The 22,369-nt window shown below is 39.4% G+C and carries 20 protein-coding genes; 1 reads left to right on the top strand and 19 read right to left on the bottom strand.

Features of this window, described 5'->3' with window-relative positions; translation table 11 throughout:
* Positions 1–15: 15 nt before the first annotated feature.
* The 14 genes from GMES_RS22000 to GMES_RS04700 all read right to left on the bottom strand — a co-directional run bounded on the left by GMES_RS22000 (position 16) and on the right by GMES_RS04700 (position 15,441).
* Positions 16–198, bottom strand: a complete 183-nt coding sequence (locus tag GMES_RS22000) for a DapH/DapD/GlmU-related protein (protein ID WP_052013383.1) — start codon at positions 196–198, stop codon at positions 16–18.
* A 330-nt stretch (positions 199–528) separates the two neighbouring features.
* The gene (locus GMES_RS04760; RefSeq protein ID WP_039986597.1) at positions 529–1,638 is read right to left on the bottom strand and encodes a hypothetical protein; all 1,110 of its coding nucleotides are present in this window, start codon (positions 1,636–1,638) and stop codon (positions 529–531) included.
* 29 nt (positions 1,639–1,667) lie between these two features.
* Entirely contained in the window at positions 1,668–2,336 is a 669-nt protein-coding gene (locus GMES_RS04755) for a hypothetical protein (protein WP_153811049.1), read from the bottom strand.
* A gap of 342 nt (positions 2,337–2,678) precedes the next feature.
* Positions 2,679–3,530, bottom strand: a complete 852-nt coding sequence (locus GMES_RS04750) for a glycosyltransferase family A protein (RefSeq protein ID WP_006991448.1) — start codon at positions 3,528–3,530, stop codon at positions 2,679–2,681.
* Complete coding sequence (locus GMES_RS04745) at positions 3,527–4,651, bottom strand: hypothetical protein (protein ID WP_039986595.1); 1,125 nt, start codon at positions 4,649–4,651, stop codon at positions 3,527–3,529. The genes GMES_RS04750 and GMES_RS04745 overlap by 4 nt, the downstream gene beginning before the upstream one ends.
* Positions 4,652–4,670: 19 nt before the next feature.
* A complete protein-coding gene (locus tag GMES_RS04740) occupies positions 4,671–6,137 on the bottom strand; it encodes an oligosaccharide flippase family protein (RefSeq protein WP_006991446.1) in 1,467 nt (488 codons plus the stop codon).
* A gap of 91 nt (positions 6,138–6,228) precedes the next feature.
* On the bottom strand, positions 6,229–7,578 hold the full coding sequence (locus tag GMES_RS04735; protein ID WP_006991445.1) for a glycosyltransferase: 1,350 nt from the start codon (positions 7,576–7,578) through the stop codon (positions 6,229–6,231).
* Positions 7,579–7,746: 168 nt separating this feature from the next.
* Positions 7,747–8,328 (bottom strand): acyltransferase, encoded by a 582-nt coding sequence (locus GMES_RS04730; RefSeq protein WP_039986592.1) that lies wholly within the window; start codon positions 8,326–8,328, stop codon positions 7,747–7,749.
* Positions 8,312–9,541, bottom strand: coding sequence for a TIGR03087 family PEP-CTERM/XrtA system glycosyltransferase (locus tag GMES_RS04725; protein ID WP_039986589.1), 1,230 nt, complete (start codon positions 9,539–9,541; stop codon positions 8,312–8,314). The genes GMES_RS04730 and GMES_RS04725 overlap by 17 nt, the downstream gene beginning before the upstream one ends.
* 139 nt (positions 9,542–9,680) lie before the next feature.
* Positions 9,681–10,046: a hypothetical protein gene (locus GMES_RS04720; RefSeq protein WP_006991442.1), complete on the bottom strand. Its 366-nt coding sequence runs from the start codon at positions 10,044–10,046 to the stop codon at positions 9,681–9,683.
* Complete coding sequence (locus tag GMES_RS04715; RefSeq protein ID WP_006991441.1) at positions 10,043–11,635, bottom strand: GMC oxidoreductase; 1,593 nt, start codon at positions 11,633–11,635, stop codon at positions 10,043–10,045. The genes GMES_RS04720 and GMES_RS04715 overlap by 4 nt, the downstream gene beginning before the upstream one ends.
* Positions 11,632–12,987: an O-antigen ligase family protein gene (locus GMES_RS04710; protein ID WP_006991440.1), complete on the bottom strand. Its 1,356-nt coding sequence runs from the start codon at positions 12,985–12,987 to the stop codon at positions 11,632–11,634. Before GMES_RS04710 ends, GMES_RS04715 begins: the two co-directional genes overlap by 4 nt.
* Positions 12,988–13,233: 246 nt before the next feature.
* Entirely contained in the window at positions 13,234–14,580 is a 1,347-nt protein-coding gene (locus GMES_RS04705; RefSeq protein WP_006991439.1) for a hypothetical protein, read from the bottom strand.
* Positions 14,581–14,721: 141 nt separating this feature from the next.
* Positions 14,722–15,441, bottom strand: coding sequence for a hypothetical protein (locus GMES_RS04700; RefSeq protein ID WP_006991438.1), 720 nt, complete (start codon positions 15,439–15,441; stop codon positions 14,722–14,724).
* Between the two features lie 185 nt (positions 15,442–15,626).
* Between GMES_RS04700 and GMES_RS04695 the strand changes: the two genes are divergently transcribed.
* Positions 15,627–16,715, top strand: a complete 1,089-nt coding sequence (locus tag GMES_RS04695) for a right-handed parallel beta-helix repeat-containing protein (RefSeq protein WP_226990245.1) — start codon at positions 15,627–15,629, stop codon at positions 16,713–16,715.
* On the opposite strand, the gene GMES_RS04690 is transcribed toward GMES_RS04695, so the two are convergent.
* The 5 genes from GMES_RS04690 to GMES_RS04670 form a co-directional block, all read right to left on the bottom strand.
* Complete coding sequence (locus GMES_RS04690; protein WP_006991436.1) at positions 16,702–17,748, bottom strand: acyltransferase family protein; 1,047 nt, start codon at positions 17,746–17,748, stop codon at positions 16,702–16,704. The genes GMES_RS04695 and GMES_RS04690 overlap by 14 nt on opposite strands.
* Before the next feature lie 17 nt (positions 17,749–17,765).
* The gene (locus tag GMES_RS04685) at positions 17,766–18,665 is read right to left on the bottom strand and encodes an FkbM family methyltransferase (RefSeq protein WP_033186309.1); all 900 of its coding nucleotides are present in this window, start codon (positions 18,663–18,665) and stop codon (positions 17,766–17,768) included.
* A gap of 11 nt (positions 18,666–18,676) precedes the next feature.
* Positions 18,677–20,170, bottom strand: a complete 1,494-nt coding sequence (gene xrtA, locus GMES_RS04680) for an exosortase A (protein ID WP_006991433.1) — start codon at positions 20,168–20,170, stop codon at positions 18,677–18,679.
* 21 nt (positions 20,171–20,191) lie between these two features.
* Positions 20,192–21,037, bottom strand: coding sequence for an XrtA system polysaccharide deacetylase (locus GMES_RS04675; protein ID WP_006991432.1), 846 nt, complete (start codon positions 21,035–21,037; stop codon positions 20,192–20,194).
* A gap of 2 nt (positions 21,038–21,039) precedes the next feature.
* The coding region (locus tag GMES_RS04670) for a TIGR03013 family XrtA/PEP-CTERM system glycosyltransferase (RefSeq protein ID WP_039986586.1) at positions 21,040–22,369 on the bottom strand (1,330 nt) is incomplete at its 5' end.

Genomic DNA, 22,369 nt, shown 5'->3' with positions numbered 1-22,369 from the left:
ATTTAAATTATCTATTTAATCATGTATATTCTTTATGAATCTTGCTGGCGTACCACCCACAACTGTATTGGATTCTACATTCTTCGTAACAACAGAGCCTGCAGCGATAACTGCGCCTTTCCCAATAGTTACTCCTTGAGTAATAATACAGCCCGCCCCAATCCACACTTCGTCTTCTACTGTAATGGACTTCGTCATTGTCCCGCGGCCGGTTCCACTACACACATTCGTAAACTAAACCATGAGTAACAGTTTCAATCATAACTCTGGGTCCTATTTGGACTCTTGATCCAATAATAACCTTGTCTTTTGGTACGCCGAACCTAATATCAGAATTGATAAAAGTATCGACACCAATTTCTATATTTTTGACACCACCAATAGGACGTATAGTAAATGGTCCCCATAGGTTACACTTTCCTCTTATTTCCATCCCGGCTAATCGAAGAAAAATATATCTATACTCGTCAAAAAAATGAGCTCTAGGAAGGTTGTTTGCAATAGTTAAGAATAAGAACTCCCTCATGATCACCCTATTATTGACTTAAATATTCGTGTCAAAATATAAACCCCAAAAAAGAAAGAATGTGTAATAGCAACAATGAGAATTTTTACATAATCTAAAAAAGAAAGACTATCTACAGAACGTTTCTTATATTTAAATTCGGTGTCTACACTCTCGCCTAAATGTGCCTTCGACATGAGTAATCCATCTCTAATTTCGGTAAAATACTTTATCGCCACATCATTTTCAACATTAAACTTTTTATCAGATTCAAGCCAATGTAATTTCCGTTTAATTAACTCATATGCCAAGCTCTTAAGTCTATGTGAATCCTTAAATTTATTTAAAAAGCGATATAGTGAAGTTAGGTAGTGCACTTGTAGCAGGTTAAAACCTTCATTCTCCCTACGATAATTCAGAGCTTTTTTATGTAGCTCTTCGCAGTTTCCTAATTCAAGGATTTTAAGGATTTCAACTAATAAGTTACCCGCCAATAGTTTTTCTTTTTCTAAGCTTTTAACCGTAAAATCATTCAGGAAAACGTCTTTCCAGGGTAAAATATTTCCAAATGTATAATGCTCGAACAAGAATTGCTTACGTAGATGTGCACTAGATAAACATGGGTGATTATAATCGGTTAGAACCGAGAGTGAATTTGGGTACTTTAACCCCTCAGTATAAATACTGATTGCAAATGAAACTGGCTCTCTTACGTAAGCAAGAACTAAAACTTCATGAGCGACTTCCAGTAATTGAGCTTTTAACTCTTCTATATCTGCTAGGTTTACACACCAAGACAAAGCTTCACTGGATATCATTACTCGTTTTTTCTGGCTCTTTCTAATATTTGTTAACAAAAGTGGTATGTCCAATTGATAAGAGCGTTTGCTAGAATACCAATTTTTCTGCTTCAATAAAAAATATGCATTTCCATCTTCTCTAAAATAACCCTCTTGCGTATAACAAACATAATCTAAATCACCTAGTTGGTTCCTATTTTCCGCTAAAAACTGCTGGATTGAAGTAGTGCCAGTCTTATGCAGACCAATATGAAGTATTACCTTTTCTTTTTTTAACATTTCTGGACGGTCAACTTGATAACGTTTATAAATTAGTAACTTTTCCGCGCCCAATAAAGGATTCGAATATAAATTTTGAAATCTTAAATATCATGAACAATTGGCCAACCAAATTTCTTTAACATCTTTTCAATATTCTCATCGTTTTTATTATTTTTTACATTTTCGTTAATTAGTCCTACCTTTTGAGAACTAGGCCAACAAATAACTTTAAAATTTTTCTCAGTCTTTTTAGTGGTAGTACCGTTCAATCTAGCCATCCAAAACAGCCAAATATCATCTGTCATTGGACTTTCTTTCAGAAAAATATCACTACGCACCACCAGCTTATCTAAACAATTGGGGGGATATAGCACCCCCCCAGCTCCGACTGGAAATCCCAATAACGCATCTACATCATTCTTTTTACAACTGATCCAATCGTCATACGGCATAAGCTCTTTCTGGTCACTTTTAAATGTCACTTCATGCGCTATATAACAAATAACCTCGCTGTTATTACCTTTGTATTCACGTAACAGATTTGAGAGCCACCAGCTAGGATAGTAAACATCATCATCTGCAGTTACGATAAAGTGGTCACGGTAATTCTCTATTGCGGGGATTATCTTCTTATAGGGACCTGTATCGTCGGTTTTACATATCTTAAATGTTGTTCCCGCACCGTTGACTATTCCTTGTAGTTGAAATATTTCATTTGGGAGATGCTCATAGTCAGCCTCGGAAACCCAAAGTAAAATCTCATTAGGCACAGTGTGTTGCTGAACTATAGACAATATAGTTGGGAAGAGCGTGGCAAATCTTGGCTTATAAGAAGTTAACGATACGACAAGTTTGTTAGGAAGCTGATGTATCGTTGCTTTATTCAAATTACTTGAAAGAAATTTCACCTTTCGTATGTAAACTTCAGACAGAAGCCTGCTAACGTACCAATTAGTTTTAATCTTAATTTTTGACAATGTTTATACTTCCGCCAGTTTCAAAACCATTGTTTTTAACAACAAGTTTCAAAAATTATTTCTACACAAGGAGTTCTCTTATATGAGTTAGAAGTAATTTCACTGTACAAGTGAAATTAGCGAAAAAATCGCGTTTTATTTGCTAATACTCGCAACCCAAGACTTCATTAAGCGTATTTTTTCTATCAATTTCTCAAAAATTGACGCTTGGCGCTCTTCGATAGTAGTGATAGAAAATCGAGTTAAAAACTCTTTATTTATACTTCGACTACCGAACGGGATTTTTGTATTTGATTCATTTGCTCCGGTGTTAATTTTCCAGCACGTCAATGGGCGCAATATTTTCTGTAGAGGGAGTCCCAGTGACGCCATAAAGCCCCTCACAGCGATGTGATCACCCAACACCTGCACTAACACATATTCATCGCAAGCCTGTAAGAATTCTTGATAAGTAGACATCTTCTCACCTGTTGCGACTGAGGTAAATAACTTACTCGTAAGTGTTGAAGCAGACAAGATTAAACTACTGCCACAGTAACGATTAAATCCGTATTTCTCTTGCGCTTTTCGATTATACATATCGAGCAAATAGCCTCTTTCAAGCCAATAGCCACCAGGTGACTTGGTCCAATCTTGTTGCTGCAAATACTCTACGCAATCGGTGCTAACAAGATCATCCGCGTCTAACAGAAAGAAAAAATCAGGCTTTATTTCATCATTTGCCGTTTGTATGGCAAGAGCTCGCTTAACTCCTTTATCAAGCAAAACTTCTTTTCTGCTACTAGGTATCGGGCAATCAATTGTACAAATACGCACTTTACTCGTATCAATATTCAAAACAGGTGCAACGTTGCAACCGATATATACTCGGTAATTTTCATTCGTCTGGTTAGCCAGAGAGCGTAACGTCGCATTGAGTAATTCAACAACGTGCCCATAGTTTTTAGTAGAATTTGGATGACGAAAGGCAATGATAAATGCGATCATGATTTTACTCTTTTAATTATTTTTGACATCGATAGTGTGATTAATTTATCTACTAGGCGAAGGGTAAGATAGACAAGAAAATAAAGTGAATTCATTAGGTAGAAAAAGATCTTTGAGAATTTTCTTGGTAACTTCGCATTCTGACATGCATTAATGTAACTTGCGCCAACAATTTTAATATCGACTCTCCAACGCTCTGCATCACAAAACCGCTCAACTTTTTCCCTATACTGGTTGGAGAGCAAATATTCTAACTCCGTTAGTTTGGCAACTTGCAATCCGTGTTGCTTAAAATACTTAAACGAATATGAGCTCTCAGAGCAAGCAAAAGGTAGCTTATTATAAATAAACTGCTGGGCTTTAGTCGGCGGCTTCAAGTCATATGCGAACGAGTCTATTTTTGTATCAAAGGCAGCAACACAAGACTTCATTAGGTCAGCTTGCTTCTGTTCGGACCATTGTTCAACATATAATCCACAAATTACTGCCCCGTCCTCGGTTTTGTTGGCAACCGTATATGGAATACGAATTTTATGCAGGCTCTTTTCCAGATAGTTTTCGTAGGCTGGTAGCTTTTCTAAATCCGTTAATGCCCTAATCCTTAGATTGAGGCTACGTTTATTTACAAAGCAAAGGAGACTGGGAATATACTCCAAATGGCCTATCCACAAGAGCGCTTTCTGCTTAGGAATACGCGAGTCATGCTCTACCTGATACTTTAAATAGTGCTCAATAGGAAACTGAGGCGCTGGTGCTGTTTTTGCGACTAAGTCTCCCACTCTATCGTTGTGCACCAGAAAGCCTGAAAATAGCTTTAGACGCTCTTTGTATTGCCAATAGACATAGTGAGAGTGAAATATGTCAACTGGTGCGTATAGCACTTTTATGCCTGCGTCAGCTTTGTCTAACAACCATTCCACGCTGGGCATTAACTTTACGACAATAATGTATTTAGCCGCAATAGGCGTATTGAAGTCACTGAATTTCTGTATTTTTACGTTCTGTCGCAGCAAGTAATTTGCGACGTCTTCACCCACCCAGTTACTTGACGGCAAACCAACTAACGGCCCTATTGCTATTGAGCCGTTGAAATCCATTGTAGTTCTTTGAGAATAATCCATAGCGTTACTCTAACTTATTTTAGTTCAATCCCTTACGCCTAATAAAGTTTCTTACCGCCACAACATAAGACAGGAATAGCTTACATTCATAGCGCTTCCTGTTTAGATACACAAGAAGCAGTAATATCACAGCATAAACAATTGAAAAAACGCTACAACCTAGGACTAGCCTAGCAAACCAATGCATTGCAGTTAGATCCAAACTGATTATGCATAACATAGCGCCCCCTGCAGCTAACATAGGGAGCGCGAACAAGTAAATATCCAGAAATTTAAATAGCCTATACTTAAACTGAAAATAGCTTGCAAAAATGAATATACTCGTAAAGGAAATAAAGACTCGAGTTTTAGAGAACTCATCTAAATTCCCACCGATAATCAAATAAAGAATACCTAATGTAATGAGTGTCATCGAAACTTGATAAAATACAATAGGCTTATACCCCCCTTCGGCCATTACATATTCAGATAAGACTTTGAACAGCACGCCCGGCACCATCATAAAAGCTAGGATAGAAAAAATATAGGAATGCTCAACCCACTTATCACCCAGCATCAGTAATACTATTTCCTTATCAAAGCCAGCCATCATTGCCGTTAGCGGTACCACAAGAGAAAGCAGTAGCAATAGCACTGTATTCATCTGATAGGGCTGGAAATCGTCCTCTCGAATAGCTTCAGAGAACGTCGCTAGAAGTGGATCCGTAGCGGGGTTAATAAGCTGAGTAAGCGGCATGCTTGATAGACTTTTAAAAATAGAATAGATACCGATCATCTCCAAATTAAAATACTTTGCCACCAGAATAGAATCTCCTTCCCCTCTTGCGAAACCGACTAAACTATTGATTACTACCCATTGGGAAAACCTCAGCTGCGATCCAATATTACTCAGCTTGAACTTTCGCTTATGAGTACATACAAAATTCGAAAATATACTGGGCAGAAGATATTGTAAGACCAGTCCATATAACATAGCCCAATAAGTTCTATCGAAATACGCAATAATTAAAACAACAGTAAAGGAAATAAGCTTTGAACCAATATCGATTTTGAACAAAGGCTTATAATTCAAATCCCTAGACAAAAGCCAAATACCTGGGTTTGATATCAAGCCAACGATAAGAATAATGGATAGAAACCGCAATGGATTTTCTATCTCAGGTTTATCCATAAATGCAGCGATTTCGGGGGTGAATACAAAAAATATTAACCAAATTAGACCTTTGATTAGAATATTCAGGGTCCAAGCGGTATTGATTAAATCATCATCAACCGTTTTCGCCCTGATAATGTATTGTTTAGCTCCAACATCGCTGACTGAATTGAATAAGAATACCGCTAATGTACAGATCGATACTAAACCAAAATCTTCTGGGGTGAGAATTCGCGCTAAGATCAACATGCTGACCATGCCCAAACCACGTTGGACTAGTTTTGTGGACCCCGTGTAAAAGATACTGGTAACTGTTTTGCCTGTTAACGACATAATAAAGAGTCTGTTGCGTTGAGCTTTATGACATCAGCAATACACTGGCACCAAGCATTGATAATCAATTCCATATTCAACGTTTGATATCCTAATGTTTGAGAGAATCGTTGATTGGATACACGTAGTCTTTAAGTGCCAAATAACAATTGGCGTAGAAATCTTCATCTCGCTCCAAGTAAGCCATTCCGTGTAAATCATTGACTTTAATATCTAGATCAGTGCGCCAAGGGCGCCCTTGCGCCAACTCATATGACTTAATCACGTCACTCATTATTCGAGTGCCTACTTGGCAATTGCGATTTTGCATCACATATAAGTTAGGGGACATTTCCTTAACACGCGAAACAATCCTTTCATATACACTCTCAAAGTTATCTTCGTCAGCAAAGTAACCAGTTTGAGGATTTATGAAATCATATTCTTCTCCATAATTATGCCCTTTACGCATAATCACCGGCGTACCACAAAACATTCCTTCTATGATCGCCCTATTATTACCTTCAAACTTGGACCAAAGTACGTTCACCTTTGCTCGCTTCTGTAAGGCGGAAACTTCTTGAGGTGTAATCCATTCAAAGACTTCGATATTGTGATCTACTTTGTGTAGAGTCGCGAGTTCAAGGATCTGTTCTTTCGACATATCAACTGGATAGCCAACTAAGACTATTTTAAGTCGCGGGTTACTTTTGACTAATGGGGTAATGGCTTTGAAAAAGGCACCATGGCGCTTGAATTTGGCCCATGCAGCTACCATTAAAAGATCGATATCTCGCTCGCCTGATGTAGGGGGAACAAAATTATTGTGGTTAATAAACCAACTCGGTCCCACTTCAATAGGAATTATATTGCTATCAAGCTTTTCGATAAATTGCTTATCTCTTTTTTCATAAACCTGTAGAAATATCGGCGCATCAACCAACGTATAGGCAAGAATGTTTTCTTCGCAAAAACCAGCCCAACTCGGCTCTAGAATAATATTGAATTTATTAGCAACTCGCTTTATGTCAAAAAACCTAAGAAATAATGGAAAGTAGTAACTGTAGTTAATAATCAAAGCCCCCTTTTCTTCTCCTTGGGGTTCCTTGAGCACTGTTATGATTCCGTTCAGCATAGCCTCGGGTTGCTTAAAAAATTTCTCCGTATTTTTCAAAGGGGGTAAGTCATTAATGAATTGTTGTGTAATAGCACGCCCTAAATGTGGATTTAATTTAAAATAGTAAAGCGCAACACTAAGTCCTAACTGTTCACTTTTGGCCCATCCAGTCCGATAAATATTACTTGCAACTTTAAACGCCAAGCTATGTTTATTCAATTTTTGCAAAAGTGAAATGATGCCATGGCTCGCTAGAACAAGAGGATACTTAAGGTGGTTATAATCGTACTTAATAAATTCTACAATACGATTTAGTAGCAAATTTATCCTTAATTTTACATTCATTATCGGTCTATCCTAAATGTGGTCTTTCCACTTAAATATTGCTTTATGATATGTTCTAAAAAACTGGAGCTATCACTTAATTAATAATGTTGATTAGGCGCATTTTATCTACTAAAGCTCGATGCTTGGTGCAATTATTCGTTGGTTTCACAACTAACTGCCCAAATCTCAGTCTCTACTCTTAATAACACGTGCAGGATTCCCAGCCACTATTGAGTTATCAGGAATGTCGTTAGATACCACTGAGCCAGCTCCTACTATACAGTTAGCACCAATATTCGCCATTATCATTGCCCCGTTTCCGATCCAACAATTTTGACCTATTCTGACTTTTTGAAATCTACCACCTTGCTCTTTAATCGGCCGTTCTAAATCGCTGAAATTATGTTGCTCTTTACCACTCATTACATGTACACCACTCCCCAATAGAGCGTTTTTTTCGATACAACAGCGGCCAATATTACTTTGAGGGCCAATGTAGACACCTTCAGCTATTTCAGTGTCTTTTTGAGAAAGTAGTACTAAAAAGGAAATGACTGCATCAGGGCTACAACGCGTCAAAGTAAATCGATAAAAACCGGCTCTTAAATAAACCCCTAGCTTGCTGGGTACTAGACTCAAAAATTGACTAAAACTTGCCAACACCCCGTCGTTATTAAGCAAAGTACTTAGCAAGATACATAACACGCTCAGTGGTAAAATGACTACCGCGGAAGTGAAGAATAGAATGTGTTTAAGTGCGCTTTTCATTTACATTCTCTTGGGTAATTAAAAAGCTGTTAAGTGGGGCTAACTGCCCCTCCCAAGAATAATCTTGTTGAATAAGGTGCAATGCCTCCGCTCCAATACGTTTATTAAGTTCTTTATCTGAAACTAAGCGACACACCTGCTCAACAAACTCATCTGGTGTAGATGCAAGCAAAATACTCTTGTCAGCAACGCAATTGATACCTTCCGCGCCCATAGGGGTTGAAATGACCGGTAGAGCACATGAGAAAGCTTGAAGGACTTTGTTCTGCACTCCTCTTGCCAATCGAAATGGGGCAACAAAAATATCTGCGGTTTGGTAATAAGGTAGAATATCGTCAACGAATCCGGTCACGTCTATCCCTTTAAATTGAGCTAACAATTCAACTTCTTTAACGGGATTCATACCGGCAATAACAAATTTAGCTTGAGGGAAATGAGAAATGATTGTCTGCCAACAGTTTTCTACAAACCAGACAACTGCATCTATATTGGGTTTGTAATCCATTACACCTGTGAATAAAAGCACAGGTTGCGCATTTTGTGTTTTGGTGAGTGAAGGGTAGAAGCTATTTGTATCCAACCCATTCCCTAGTACCTCGATATTGTTGCAGTCCAGCACTCTGTCTTTAAATAATTTCACTTCCGCCTGTGCAATGAGATAGCATTTATCAAAGTGCTCTGCTATTCGGCGTTCAAATTGAGATACTAATCGCTGTTCTCTAGCGTATACCCAGGACATAGGAAAATGGCTAGTGTTTTGATATTGGGCCCACTTATCTGAATCTACGTCCATAAAATCCATGACCAATAGAGGCCTACAGCGCTTGCTCATAAGGGGTTGGCTATTGAAGACATATTCTGCCATGGAGGAAGCAGTACAAAGAATAACGTCAATTTGATTTTCAACAATGAATCGGTCAAAGCTCTTTTGCAGTGACTTCACATAGAAATTTGCAACACTAAAAGATTTACCCGACAAAATAGCTGATAACAATCTGAATAATTTTGCGGGCAACCGGAAAGGTGAAGTGCTTTTACAACTAGTGTTTTTCAATGAAGTAAAATATGTCAGTTCTTCATCTGAATCATAGGGAGAAAACAAATGAATTTCATGGCCTAAAGAGGCAAGAAATTTCACTTGATTATAGGTCCTAATTTTTTCCCCTTTATTAGCAGGAAACGGAACTCGGTGGGCCAGAACAACAATTTTCATATCTAGTAGATTTAACTTTTAATACCTAGTTGTCCGCGCTTTTCAATGCCCCGGACAGCTCATTTATGTCTCATTGTTTTTGTACGAAATACCACACAAAAACATCTTAACTTCTTTAGGATATTATCCCGCGTAAACACTATGCGTAAGAGCCGATATGTGCGATTACCGCCGCTTCATACTTACTCAATATAAAGCTGCCCAGTTCAACCGTGTTATCTTGCGCAAAGTCGTGCTTGACTATCTCTGAACTTTTCATCATTCCATGCTCTTGGTTACGCAGCTCAATATACTCATAAGGATTTTGTTCAAATTGGGTCATCCAAGCACTATAAAACTCTGCATAGTGGTTCTTAGCTGAAGGCTCTAGAACTCTACTTTTGTCGTCAGTACCTGAGTAAAGCAGCTTCGATTGAGCACTAGCAGTAAAAGGTAGTATTCCTGAAAAAATACAAAGCTTTCGTCTGGCGGTATTTATTTGTGTTAATTTTTTTTGTGTGCTCATACAGACACTTCCTCTAGGAGATGCTCGGCTAGCCTGATCGTCAACGCAGCTATAGTCAATGTAGGAGGAACGTGGCTCCCAGTAGGAAATACTGAACTTCCAGCGATATAAAAATTCTGAGTGTTAAATACCTTCAAATTTCGATCTACCACTCCACTTTCTTGACTATCTGCCATTCTCGTTGTTCCCATATGATGATGGCTGAAAAAGAGTTTGTCGGTCCGTAAACGCTCTTCGTATTCTCTCATTACTTTTAAACGCCCTAAATCAAGACGCCCTAACTCTTTACCTAACACTTCTAGCGAGCCCCACATACGAGCAATATCGTCGTCATGCAAAGTCCAATCTATTAGAATTTTTTTCATGCCCTGGGCATCGACTTCATCAGAAAGGTAGACTCTGTTGTCGCGTTTGGGAGTTTGCTCAATCATGATTGGCAAATCATACCCTCCGAAATCTTCGGAGTAATCAAACAATTTATCGCCAAACGCTTTTCTTGAGATAGCTTCTGTCACCATGTCGATGTCAGACAACACATTCACCACATGTTGCCCAAAATTATCCGGCAGCTCTTTGTCATCCCAAGCCGTTCCAAGTACATGGAAAGACTCTATGCCTTCCGAAATAACATAATGAGATGCAGGCGCAAGTGGCACTCTAATATTACTAAGTTCTTTGGAGATCAATGCGTCTTCACTGATCTCAATAAACCCATTGAGGAGACGGTCACCTACTTCCTTCCTCATAGTGTAAAGCGACAATTTATCTTTGTCTTCAGGATAGAGCTTTGCTGCTCTTAGCACTGGGTGATCCATAAAGTATCTGCCAACACAGTCTGATGAATTACCAAGTGAGTTTTCGTATTTCTCATTAAATACCAGCATTAAGCGCGCGTTTTCAATACCGCCCAGACATAATATAAATTTGTCTGCAGTCACTAATTGCTTAACACCGGAATAATTAGTAAAGACTATTTGTTTTACTATTGATGATGCTTGATCAAACTCTAAATCAGTCAAGTTAGCATTTTTGAAGATTGTCACGTTACTTGCTTCGACAAGTGACTGACCATGCTTTGCAAAAAAGTGCACAGGCGGTATAGCGGCTTTCACTATGTTTGAGCCAATCATGGTAGAGTCACTCAGAACATCCTTTTTATCTAGCGTTTTTGCCCAGTACTTCGTTTCATAACCATCAGTTCCTGTGCCGCAATATTGCGCAGCACGCTTGTAAAACGGTTGAACATCTTTATATTCAATAGGCCATCCGCTATGCTCAATCCACGACTTAACTTTGAAGTCACTGGGCTTGAATTCTGAGGTGCTATTTTCCCAATGGTTACTAGAACCTCCTAAAAACCGCAGTCTATTGTATGTCGTATCCTCATACGTCTTCGGCTTTTTAGTTGGGGCATAAAGACTTTGCGACTCCATGGTGAACGTTTCATCACCCCCTTCAACAATACACACCGATTTTCCACTGGCTAATAATTCGTTTGCTAGTGTGATACCAGCTACACCGCCGCCGAGAATACAATACTGAAATCGGTGTTCCTGTGTTTCCAACAGGGTGTTAGCATCAATAATCATTGCTTTCCTTTCTTTTCTAACTTAGCTGGGGATGTATATCCGTCAAATAGGGTGATAAGAATAGCGGTCAACCCCCATAGTAACCAAATGATATCGTTGTATGCCATTGCATAAAACGATGAACCAATAAAAAAGACGATAATACTTACAATTAAGAAATTGGCTGCGTTCACAAAAAAGTAATCTCTGTCGCTTTGTTCAACTTTATTTTTGACTATTTTTCTTATTTTAAATAGCTTTACGATTGACACTATGTACAACAATATCCAGCACAGTAAACCTAAATAACCTATTTCGGATAAAACCTCGAAGTGAGCACTATGCACCGTCCTGTAAAAACCATATTTGCCAAACGACCCATCATAAATATTGTAATAGGTATTGTAACAACCGGGCCCTACACCTAAAGGGTTATCTGCCACCATATCTAATGCTATATTCCAAAAATGCGGGCGAGATGCTGCCGAACCATCTAATTCTTCTTCATCAGCAAATGCGCTGGCTAATCTTGCCTCATATCCCTCAGGCAAACCAACGACAGAAAGTACTAGCAAACCTGCAAGACTGAACGCAAGAACATGTTTAAATTTCAGGAGTTTTGAGAGACTAAACCACATCATTAAACCAATGAACATTGCCAACGCTGACCCTCGTGAAAACAACGTGATTACATTGTAAATGATCCCTAAACATACAATCGGACCGCCCAGCTTTATCATCTTCAAAGTAAATTCTTTGCGAATAATGCTAGGCAGGTATTCCATCGCATTTTTTGCGTAAGCCATTCGAATCACGAATATATTGAAAAACAACAAAACTGCCGATCCAAATGCGAAGCCATTACTGCCACTGAAAAGTCCTTTCATGGTAGCAGCTCCGTAATAGGTCCCTCCCATGCCAAGCATGCCCAACAAACCCGCTTTACCTGCATGAAACGCTAAAGAAAATCCGACGATAGCAACCAACCAACAGAATCGTTGCTCCGAATCTGTCACTCGTATAGTCAAAAGAATCGCGAAGATCAGAATACAAAACTGCTGTAAGTACTCAGCCCTAAAACCTATCGGCGAGCATGATGAAACGAGTTGGGTTAGCAGTGTGAGCGTGATATACACTAAAAATATTTTACTTATAATGTCTCTAAATCGGGGCCAAAGCCCTTGTATTAAGCAGGGAATGACAAATAGCACGATTGCTATCAACGGCAATTTAAGCGTGTTGATATTACCCCACACCCAATCTTGTGGACGAAAAATCCCGAACCACCAATAGCCAATAGCTCCCGCAAAACGGCTCGTGAGTGCAGCTAAAATAAATGATAGAGATACTAGTAAAACGACTATGTCACGCATGAAAGACTGCTCTTTTCAATTCAGTTGCACACAACTGATTTAAACGACTTGATGCACATCTACTCAGGCTTTCTCTTTCAAAATGAAAAGTCAAAATGGTAGGGCGGAGTTTTGACAATATACTAACGCGATTTTTTACTAAAAACCGCTAAAAATCAATACTAATGCCAATAAGGAAATTGAAAAATAACATTAAAATGGAGCTTAGAACCCCCGTTATTTTCACTTTTAGAGTGCGAACATCGCTCATTTTTTTACGCCACTGGTTATTTCATAAACTAAGACAACAGGTGGTCTTAAATATTTGTTCAGTTTGTCTGCTCCAGGAATGGAAAGGTATAACAAGCCACTGTCTTGATCATATGCTCCACCGCTGACCATAGCGCGTTTGTCTTTAAAAGGTGTGGGGAACTCTCCATAATCATAAGGGCGAACATCATAGGACTTAATCAGTCCAGATTTCACTTTCAAAAGCTCATTAACATCCCATAACCAATAGTAACTCGAGTAATCATCGGCGGATACTGCACAGTAACCTCCACACAAACGCCCATCATCCTGTTTAATTTTATAACCTACTCCAGTTTTGTGCCCTCCTGATCTACCTATCGTCATATAAGTACTAGTGCCGGGAATAATGAAACCGTACCCGGCCCCAGACAAAAACGTCCATAGCTGGTTTTTACCATTATCATTTCTTAATATGTCATCCGGGTAAATTTTCCCTGGGTAAGCAGATTTGTCGTAAAGTAAGTTTGCTAGTGGAAAATCCAATAATCCGCTAGCCGGCACCCCCCCTTGTCCTTGCTGCAAAATACTTTCTTCAGGAGTAATGACAAATGCTGATGGTCCTACTGAGCGCCTACTGATGATGGAAGCATTTGGTTGCGAACCACTTATGTGCGTTCCACCAAGCGATTTTTGCCACTCCGTCGGTATTTTTGAAATCCAACCAGCAGAATGTGCCGCTCCCTGCAGTTGATAAGGTCCATTTATTTTACTATGAGCCAAGTCCGAAGCGTCATCGAAAAAGACGCTGGTATCTGTTTCTTTTCCCCCTGCATCATACCAGTCGATGTAGTTCACCATTAGACCTTTGCCGACCAACCCCAACCCAGTCACTCTAAAATGATTGCGAATACCTGTATCAACGCGTTTTGTCTTATGAAACCGTGTAAAACTCTGGATTAATTGACTAGCGACGTTAAAATCGCCAACACTTGAGCTTTCTACTAAAGGAGGAATCTTAATTTCAGCGACTGCGGCGTATTCTGGATGCCCAATGATGAATATAGAGTGATTTTTCGCATTATATGTAAAGACACCTCCAGAGTAATTGAGTGAGTTTCCCTTTTCTTTTTGATAAAAACGTCCCGTTGTTCTGAACCCTCCCTTGTATTCCAACTGTTCAATATTAAATAACGGGTAGCGGATCACTGGGGAGTTTTTGACAGAAGCAACCGATGAGCGTTGATGTTCATCATCAGCAAAATTTTTCGGAGTTTTGTCGAGCGCCAAACAAATAGATGAAAAATTCAGAGCGACAAAATTTATAAACAATAAAACAGTGAGTACACGCGTAACATATAGCATTCTTTCGTCCATACTGAGTATTTAGCACATTCGTATATTATCATTTTTTCACCACTCAGAGCGGTCAATAATGCTGAATTACAATTGATATTAATGCGCCCATGTACGTAATACCTGTAGCGAGAAAACAGGAATCGGTATTTAGCCCCACAAGCGCTTTAGTATACTTTTCTTCGGGTTAAGGTATTCAGCGAGCATGAACCTGTTTTGCAGTATGACGGTGTCTTCTCTGTATTTATGCTCTCTATAATTCCATTCGGGTGGCAGTACACTTAATCTCAACTTTGAATGGTATACCAAGTATCTGAAAAGACCTTGGTCATGTGGGTGGCTAAACTTATCTTTCAAATACAACTCGGCCCATCTCGAGAGTAAATCCCTTACCTCTGTTGAATTGCGATATAAGATCAAATCGCAATTGAGTTCAGGGAACGCAACAGGTATTTCTGGAATGGGAGTATTGCCTAGCTCAGTATTAATTCTCACTGGAGCGTGTGCGGCTGCGATATCAAAGTGTTCTAAAATATCGGGCAGCCCCGTTACATGTTCTTTTAACGCATAGGTATCCGCCCCTAATAGCAGCACATGCTCCTCGCTCATCTGTTGCATTGCGGCATGTTTAACAATCATCTGACCATTTAAATGAACACGGTCTTTAAGGTGTTCCGGAACGAAGAATTTATAAGGAATCACTTCGTCAAATTCACAATCGGCTATTGGTTTTTCATAGTCCGTGTAAAGATAATACTTCGCATTGGGTAGGTATTTTTTAAAGCTTTTTGCCGAAGCGTTAGCTTCTTTTACGTAAAAGCCATCTTTATGGTGTGTATTGATGTACAAAACGGCCAGGGATTTAGTCATATTAACTCCATGTCATTTACTCAATTTAGTAGCATCCATTAACTCTAAATATGTTTAACAACTTCAATTTCTTACTATAAGCTAACGACTCTAGTGCCCACCAATAACTTGGTATTTTGATAAAACCGTCATAGTTAAAGGTAGCAATCAAAATGGGAATGTAAAATGAGATGTGGACAAGAATTATGAAAAGACTATTAAAAATGCTCAAAGTCGCTCTGAAAATCACATGCTTTGGTTCAATGCTTGTTACTTCTCAATTAGTTATAGCCCAAGACTCTACAGAGTTGAGAAAAGTGATTCATGTCAATAATATTTCCTCTTTTTATCATGCGATAAATCAAGCCAACAAGTCAGGCATGACCGATATAGCATTGGCGCCAGGCACCTATAAAATTTCGAAAACCGTTGTGATTTCAGCCCCTAACATCAGGCTCATTGGCAATCCAATAGATCCATCCTCAACACATATCATCGGTCATGGTATGCGCAACAGAAGCGCCGTAGAAAACATACTGAATATTAATGCTAAACATTTCACGTTAGATGGCATTAAATTATCAGACGCTGGGAATCATTTAATTCAAATATCAGGCGAAAGAGATGCCGATTTCCCAGTTCTGAAAAATTGTATTTTACAGGACAGCTTTGAACAATTAGTGAAGGTTTCCTCTGGGGGCAATTCTAAAAGGGCGAGCGATTACGGTATCGTGGATAACTGTGAGTTCAAATACACCAACGGAATTGGCCCAAATTATTATATTGGTGGGTTAGATGCGCACGGAGCTAGAGGCTGGATGGTTGCAAACAGCATTTTTCGCAATATAGCCAGCCCAGATAACCGAGTAGCTGAATTTGCGATACATTTTTGGAACGGCGCTAAAAGCAACACTGTTGAAAATAATATCATAGTCAACTGTGATCGCGGGATAGGGTTTGGTCTTCAAGGTAGGCCTGCTGAAGGGGGCGCTATCATCAATAACCTTATAGTCCATCAAGTCAAAGAACATCCCAGTTCAGATGTTGGTATAATCTTAGAGCAAACACCTAACACTCAGGTGCTCGACAACAGAGTATACTTAGCTCACAGTTACCCCAATGCCATTGAGTATCGGTTTAAAGAAACTAGCAATGTAGTCATCATGGATAACATCACGAATAAACCAATACAAAAACGAAGTAATGCTCAGGCGTCTTTATTCAATAATGTAGTCAAAAAAAACTTATCGGATATTGTTACTGCCGATGAACTTTTAATCATCAATCAGCAGTAGTTGTAGTAGATTGGGACGCTCTCTCTCGAACGCGCGTACGGATATGCTCCACGTAATCATTGATATATTTGTTAACCGCCATTGAGACAAGAATAGTTAAACCTAAACCGAGTAGAAACACCAACAGGCCCTTACTCATGTCGTCTGTTATTACCCAAGAAACAAGCGCCACACTTGACCAATGAAATAGGTATACCGGATAGGATAAATCGCCAAAGAACCTATCCACTTTTTTACTAAAATAGTGACCACCAAATTTGAATAAAACAATGGTCATTAACGCGCTGAGAAGCAAGTTTACCCAAGTTCCTAGCATACTAACAAACCATGCTTTATCAGGAATGAAAATTTGGCAAAGTACAACAAATACTATATTTGCTGAATATAGAAACACGATCGTTCGACCTCGGATAATCTGAATTAATTTAGTCACCAATGCTTGATAATGATAAATCCATGCGCCTATCGAAAACGGGAGAGAAGCTTGTATTACGTTCCCGTATTCTAGAAATAGATACCCAGATTTGTAGACGGTTACCGCAACCCAACTTAAGCTTAAAATTAACCAAAGTGAGCTGATTACCGGTGACTTTGATAACCCCAATCCAATAAGAATATAAAAAACAATTTCAATACTCAAAGCCCAAGTAGCGGGAGAAATACGCACTGGATAAGTCACAGGCTCAAATGCAGGATAGATCATAGTGACGTTTGCTATCGCACTTGCAAAGTCATTAGGTAAAATCATTTTAGCGTGAAATACGCCTGAGACGTCATTTCCAATCAATAGTATTATGCAGATACCTATTAGCAGAAGGCACCAGTAGACAGGGTAAAGACGAAGAAATCTGTTTAAAGCATAGCGCTTAAAACCATCTAATGAATACCCGTAGGACTCATTCATTATCATGGTCATTAAGAAGCCGCTGAGTACAAAGAAGCTATAAACCGCGTAAGGTCCAATAGAAGCGACGTCTAGTACGTGATATATCACCACATTAACCGCTAATATAAACCGATACACCCCGAACATAGCTTTCCCTTTGTTATCTATTGTTGCTCAACTGGGATCGAAATACCGATCACATCGTATTGTTTCATTTCGTACTGCTTGAAAAACGCTGTCGTTCTATCGACCTTTTTATCTTTGGAGACGATAGGTACATACCAATCGAACCCTCGTAATGCTTCAGCTTGGCGAAACAATTCTTCGGGTGTAATGTTCGTTTTAATCAGCACGTCAGGGTGAATTTCAAGCAGCAAAATGACTGAATCTACACTGGTTAACAACTGAGCCGCACCGGCAAGCACTTGTTGTTCTTGCCCTTCGACATCAATTTTAACAACAACACGCGAACATAATTTCACCTGAGGATTCAATCTAAACCAACTATCTAAACTGACGACATCGACAGCTCCCGAATCAGCTCTGATTATCTGCCCTTCATGGTCGTTAGCACGGCTCATATCAGCTTCAAGGTCAGCCTTACCATTAAAGTTAGACACCGCTGAATTAAGCGCCATTGCATCGAGCGCAAATTGAGAGAAATTCTGCTCTAGTACAGTGAAAGAATTTGGATTTGGCTCAAAAGCAATAATGTTATTTAAGTTTGTGCAGCGAGATGCAACTAAAGACGAGACTGTACCGATATCTGCCCCTAAATCTAAAAGAGTAAAAGGCTTTTCTAAGTCACTCAGTAAATCGCAGAAGGGTATAAACTCTTCTAAGTAGTAATTATTAGGCCCACCCTCCAACCAAAAACATAATTCGGTTAACGGGACAGAAAAGAAACGTTCTTTGACTTTATAACGGATCAGTTTTTGCGGAAAATGTGCACTCATCCATACATAAAAACGATGCTTCCCTCGCCATTCATGGGTTTGTGCCCAAACCAAGCAACGATTAACAAGGGGATTAAAGTGCCGCTTAGCAAAATTGAAAGATTGCATATTATTAGTAGTTACGGAAATATTTGATTGATAGCGCTAAACTTGCTGCTCATCATTCTACTGAACCATGCCTTATCTGTGTCTAACGTACTATATTCAATTTCTGCTGAGACCATAACAAGGCCACTTCCATAATGTTGCCCTAACATTATTTGATAAATTTCATATAACTTTGCATGATTTTTATTAGAAAATATCTCACCATCAACGAAATACCAATACCCAAGCAAGCGTACACCGCGCGCATTAACTATTTGCTCAACGTTAATCTCTGTCTCTGTGTTCATAGGGACTGAATAGACCGACTCCAATGTCCAAGAGTCTTCCAAATACATACGATTAGCAAAACTCACCAATTCTCCGCGTCCTTTAGGGTACCAAACCGCATACATATCAACCGCCTTGCTTTCGAACATGAATCGAGAAGCATTTTTGTCAAAATAATCGACAAACTCAGGCGACCAGTTAGCTGTTACTTGTGCACTCGTAAAAGGCAATGCTTTGAGACGCTCAGGTGAGGTTCCTGCTACTAATTGGCTTTGAATCAGTTGGTACCAGAATAGGAAAAACAACATAGCAACCGATATTGTCACACTTGCCTTTATATAAACTTGATTAGAGGATGCGAAGGGGATTGCAAGTGGCGTTTCTGATTTCAGATCAGAAGACTTTTCTCTTATTAACTCGCCCAGCCCTATTAAGCATATGATCACTAAACTAAAAAACACCCATCCATAGATGAGGTGATCTGCGCCGACCGCATGTTCCATATTCGTTAAATGGCCGGTCAAAATAATTCCAAACACCCGTATAGCATTGGCTATGATCGGAAACAAAATGGATATGCATACGAACGAAAACCTGCGAATACGTGACTGCATATTCATGTAGGCATACAACGAACCAATCACAATCGAAGCAATAAAAAAGCTGATACCTGAACATGCTTCCGCAACTAGAAACCGTCCCTCTGGGATCTCTATGTATAAACCACTGCGATAAATTGGCACATTGACCCACTGCAACATCATGACAGACAGGTCAGCTGTAACAGCTTGCAACGTAGGAATTAACTCTTCACCAACCGGAATACAAAAAACAATAAAGAATAAAGGAAACAAGATTCTTTTAGCTTGCTCATTTCCTAATAGAAACCAAATGCTAAAGGGTAAGAAGGTAAATGTAGCAATATGCATGAAAAGCTGAACACCACCAGAAAGCCCAACACCATAAAGTCCTAAGCTACCAAAGCATAAAATTAAAACCCAGTAATTTGGTTTAATGGCAGAAAGCGAGAGTTGCTCTTTTTTACAATAAATAAAATAGATGCTGGCGGGGATCACAAATAAACAGTGATTAAAAATATCGGAAATAATCCAAATATCAATCGCTGAAACAAGCCCTTGCCAAAATGTAGCCACCCAAAACGCGACAACAATTAGCAATGCTATAATCCCTTTTGTTGAATGACGTTCTTCAGGGGCATGCATACTTCCATCATTCATTGGAAAGACTCCGTCCTATTCCTAGCTAGTTTTATCAATATCATAAACACTCTTCATGGTATCCCATGAAAAATCATTAAGTAAACGCTCCAGTTTTCCTTGGGTTTTATTCAAGTTCACATAGTGACGAAATCTTGATTTAAGTGGTGCGTTAGTCATACGAGGTTGGTCAGCGTCTATTTCCCAGGGATGAAAATAGAAAGAGTATGGCTGCTTCTCTTTTTTCAGATAGCCAGTAATCAAAGACTTAGTCAAAGTATATGGGTACAAACGGAAGTACCCCCCGCCACCTATCGGTGTTTGCCGGCCCATCACTTTATGGGTAGGAATTGGAATTTCAATAATGCCTTCTTTACGCGTATAGGCAAAACGCGGCCAGTCTGGTGTACCGTATAAATCATGTTTCACAGGATAGGTGCTAGAACTATATTTAAAACCAAGTTCAGCTAATACCTCAAATGCCCATTCATTATTGTATCCTATGGAAAAGCTTGGGGCTCGATAACCAGTTAGCGCTTCCCCAAGCAAGTCTTCAAGGTGATTTTTTGAGCGAGTGACATCAGCCGTAAACTGCTCTCGCGTTTGTTCTGTAGCGCGTCTATGAGCATACCCGTGGCTGGCTATTTCATGACCTTGGGCGTGAATTTCTTTAATTAACTCAGGATATCTTTCGGCAACCCAACCCAGCACAAAAAACGTTGATTTAACATTATGCTTGGCAAACATCTCAAGCAGAGTGCGGGTATTTTTATCCACTCTCGGCTGATAATCTTTCCATTGATCAGGTGTAATAACTGACTCAAACGCAGAAACATGGAAGAAATCTTCCACATCTACCGTCATCGCATTTAAACCTTTGACAGGCATCCCTATCTCCCTTTACCAAAAAGCACGACTTCAACGGTCCGAATTAAAATAAGGATATCTAACATTAAGCTTTGATGTTTAACGTAATACAAATCAAATTTCAGTTTCTCCATGGAGTCTTCAACGCTTGCTCCGTAAGGATAATTCAGCTGGGCCCAACCTGCTAAGCCAGGCTTCACATTATGCCTTTGATTGTAATAGGGGATTTCACGGATAAGTTGCTCAACAAATTGTGGACGTTCAGGTCGAGGACCGATAAATGACATCTCACCTCTGAACACATTTAGCAACTGAGGTAACTCATCAATACGATATTTACGAATAAATTGCCCCACTCTGGTTACTCGATCATCATTTGTAGTGGCCCACTTTGCACCATCTTTTTCTGCATCAGGGCGCATGCTTCTAAACTTGATGATATTGAATAACTTGCCGTTGAGTCCTACACGCTCTTGCTTGTAAAATACTGATGCTTTTACACCACTATTATCTTCAAAGTAAATAATGAGCGCAGTAAGCAACATAAATGGCCACGTGAACATCAATACGACAAATGCCAATAAACTATTCATTCCGTAGTCTAAAGCATCTCTAAGATAGTTTTGTGAATTGAAACCATTCGAATAAATGACCCAACTCGGGTACATAAGATTGACTACAATCTGCCCTGTTTCACGCTCCATGAAATCTAGTAAGTCTGTGACTTCAACTCCGCGTAACCGGCAATCAAATAATATCTCCACCGGCAATGTGCCACGCCTTTGGTCACAAGCTATAACGACTTCATCAATATCATTATCAGCGATGAAATTGCGAAAATTTTCATCGACTTTCACGTGAACTAATTTCTCGTTTTGAATTCCCTCTTCACGGTTATCACCAGGAATCGGAATAAAACCTAAAAGCTCAAAGCCAAAACGATCAACTTCACGGCGCATGCGCTTTTCAATAATCGACGCTCGCTCTCCGGCTCCAATGACCACTATTTTAGTTTGCCCTAAACCTAGTAGTCCCAGCCGATTAATGAAGTAACGAAAAATCACTAAGGCCACGATACACAAGCCTGCGGCAATGGGGAGGAAGTACTGATGCAAATCGATATAGGCAAGAAAAGTATTTCCTAGGATTTCCATGACGAAATACCCTAGGGCGACACTGACGAATATGCGCCGGATAATGCCGCGGAATGTCTCTCTTAACTTTGATTCATACAACCCTACTGACAGCGCAGACACAATCACTAAGAACGTGAATAAGCCAATATAGAGTGTCACATCACCTATAGTCGGGACAGATGAACTGGTAATCTCACTGACTATACCTAAGGTCAAA

Origin of the sequence: Paraglaciecola mesophila KMM 241 (assembly GCF_000315015.1) — a bacterium.
GTDB lineage: Bacteria > Pseudomonadota > Gammaproteobacteria > Enterobacterales > Alteromonadaceae > Paraglaciecola > Paraglaciecola mesophila.
This window is presented reverse-complemented; position numbering and strand designations above follow the sequence as displayed.

Excerpts from the sequence above, each read along its gene's own strand:
- GMES_RS22000 (WP_052013383.1), bottom strand. The coding sequence starts at position 198 with ATGACGAAGTCCATTACAGTAGAAGACGAAGTGTGGATTGGGGCGGGC.
- GMES_RS04750 (WP_006991448.1), bottom strand. The coding sequence starts at position 3,530 with ATGATCGCATTTATCATTGCCTTTCGTCATCCAAATTCTACTAAAAAC.
- GMES_RS04745 (WP_039986595.1), bottom strand. The coding sequence starts at position 4,651 with ATGGATTATTCTCAAAGAACTACAATGGATTTCAACGGCTCAATAGCA.
- GMES_RS04740 (WP_006991446.1), bottom strand. The coding sequence starts at position 6,137 with ATGTCGTTAACAGGCAAAACAGTTACCAGTATCTTTTACACGGGGTCC.
- GMES_RS04735 (WP_006991445.1), bottom strand. The coding sequence starts at position 7,578 with ATGAATGTAAAATTAAGGATAAATTTGCTACTAAATCGTATTGTAGAA.
- GMES_RS04730 (WP_039986592.1), bottom strand. The coding sequence starts at position 8,328 with ATGAAAAGCGCACTTAAACACATTCTATTCTTCACTTCCGCGGTAGTC.
- GMES_RS04725 (WP_039986589.1), bottom strand. The coding sequence starts at position 9,541 with ATGAAAATTGTTGTTCTGGCCCACCGAGTTCCGTTTCCTGCTAATAAA.
- GMES_RS04720 (WP_006991442.1), bottom strand. The coding sequence starts at position 10,046 with ATGAGCACACAAAAAAAATTAACACAAATAAATACCGCCAGACGAAAG.
- GMES_RS04715 (WP_006991441.1), bottom strand. The coding sequence starts at position 11,635 with ATGATTATTGATGCTAACACCCTGTTGGAAACACAGGAACACCGATTT.
- GMES_RS04710 (WP_006991440.1), bottom strand. The coding sequence starts at position 12,987 with ATGCGTGACATAGTCGTTTTACTAGTATCTCTATCATTTATTTTAGCT.
- GMES_RS04705 (WP_006991439.1), bottom strand. The coding sequence starts at position 14,580 with ATGCTATATGTTACGCGTGTACTCACTGTTTTATTGTTTATAAATTTT.
- GMES_RS04700 (WP_006991438.1), bottom strand. The coding sequence starts at position 15,441 with ATGACTAAATCCCTGGCCGTTTTGTACATCAATACACACCATAAAGAT.
- GMES_RS04695 (WP_226990245.1), top strand. The coding sequence starts at position 15,627 with ATGAAAAGACTATTAAAAATGCTCAAAGTCGCTCTGAAAATCACATGC.
- GMES_RS04690 (WP_006991436.1), bottom strand. The coding sequence starts at position 17,748 with ATGTTCGGGGTGTATCGGTTTATATTAGCGGTTAATGTGGTGATATAT.
- GMES_RS04685 (WP_033186309.1), bottom strand. The coding sequence starts at position 18,665 with ATGCAATCTTTCAATTTTGCTAAGCGGCACTTTAATCCCCTTGTTAAT.
- xrtA (WP_006991433.1), bottom strand. The coding sequence starts at position 20,170 with ATGAATGATGGAAGTATGCATGCCCCTGAAGAACGTCATTCAACAAAA.
- GMES_RS04675 (WP_006991432.1), bottom strand. The coding sequence starts at position 21,037 with ATGCCTGTCAAAGGTTTAAATGCGATGACGGTAGATGTGGAAGATTTC.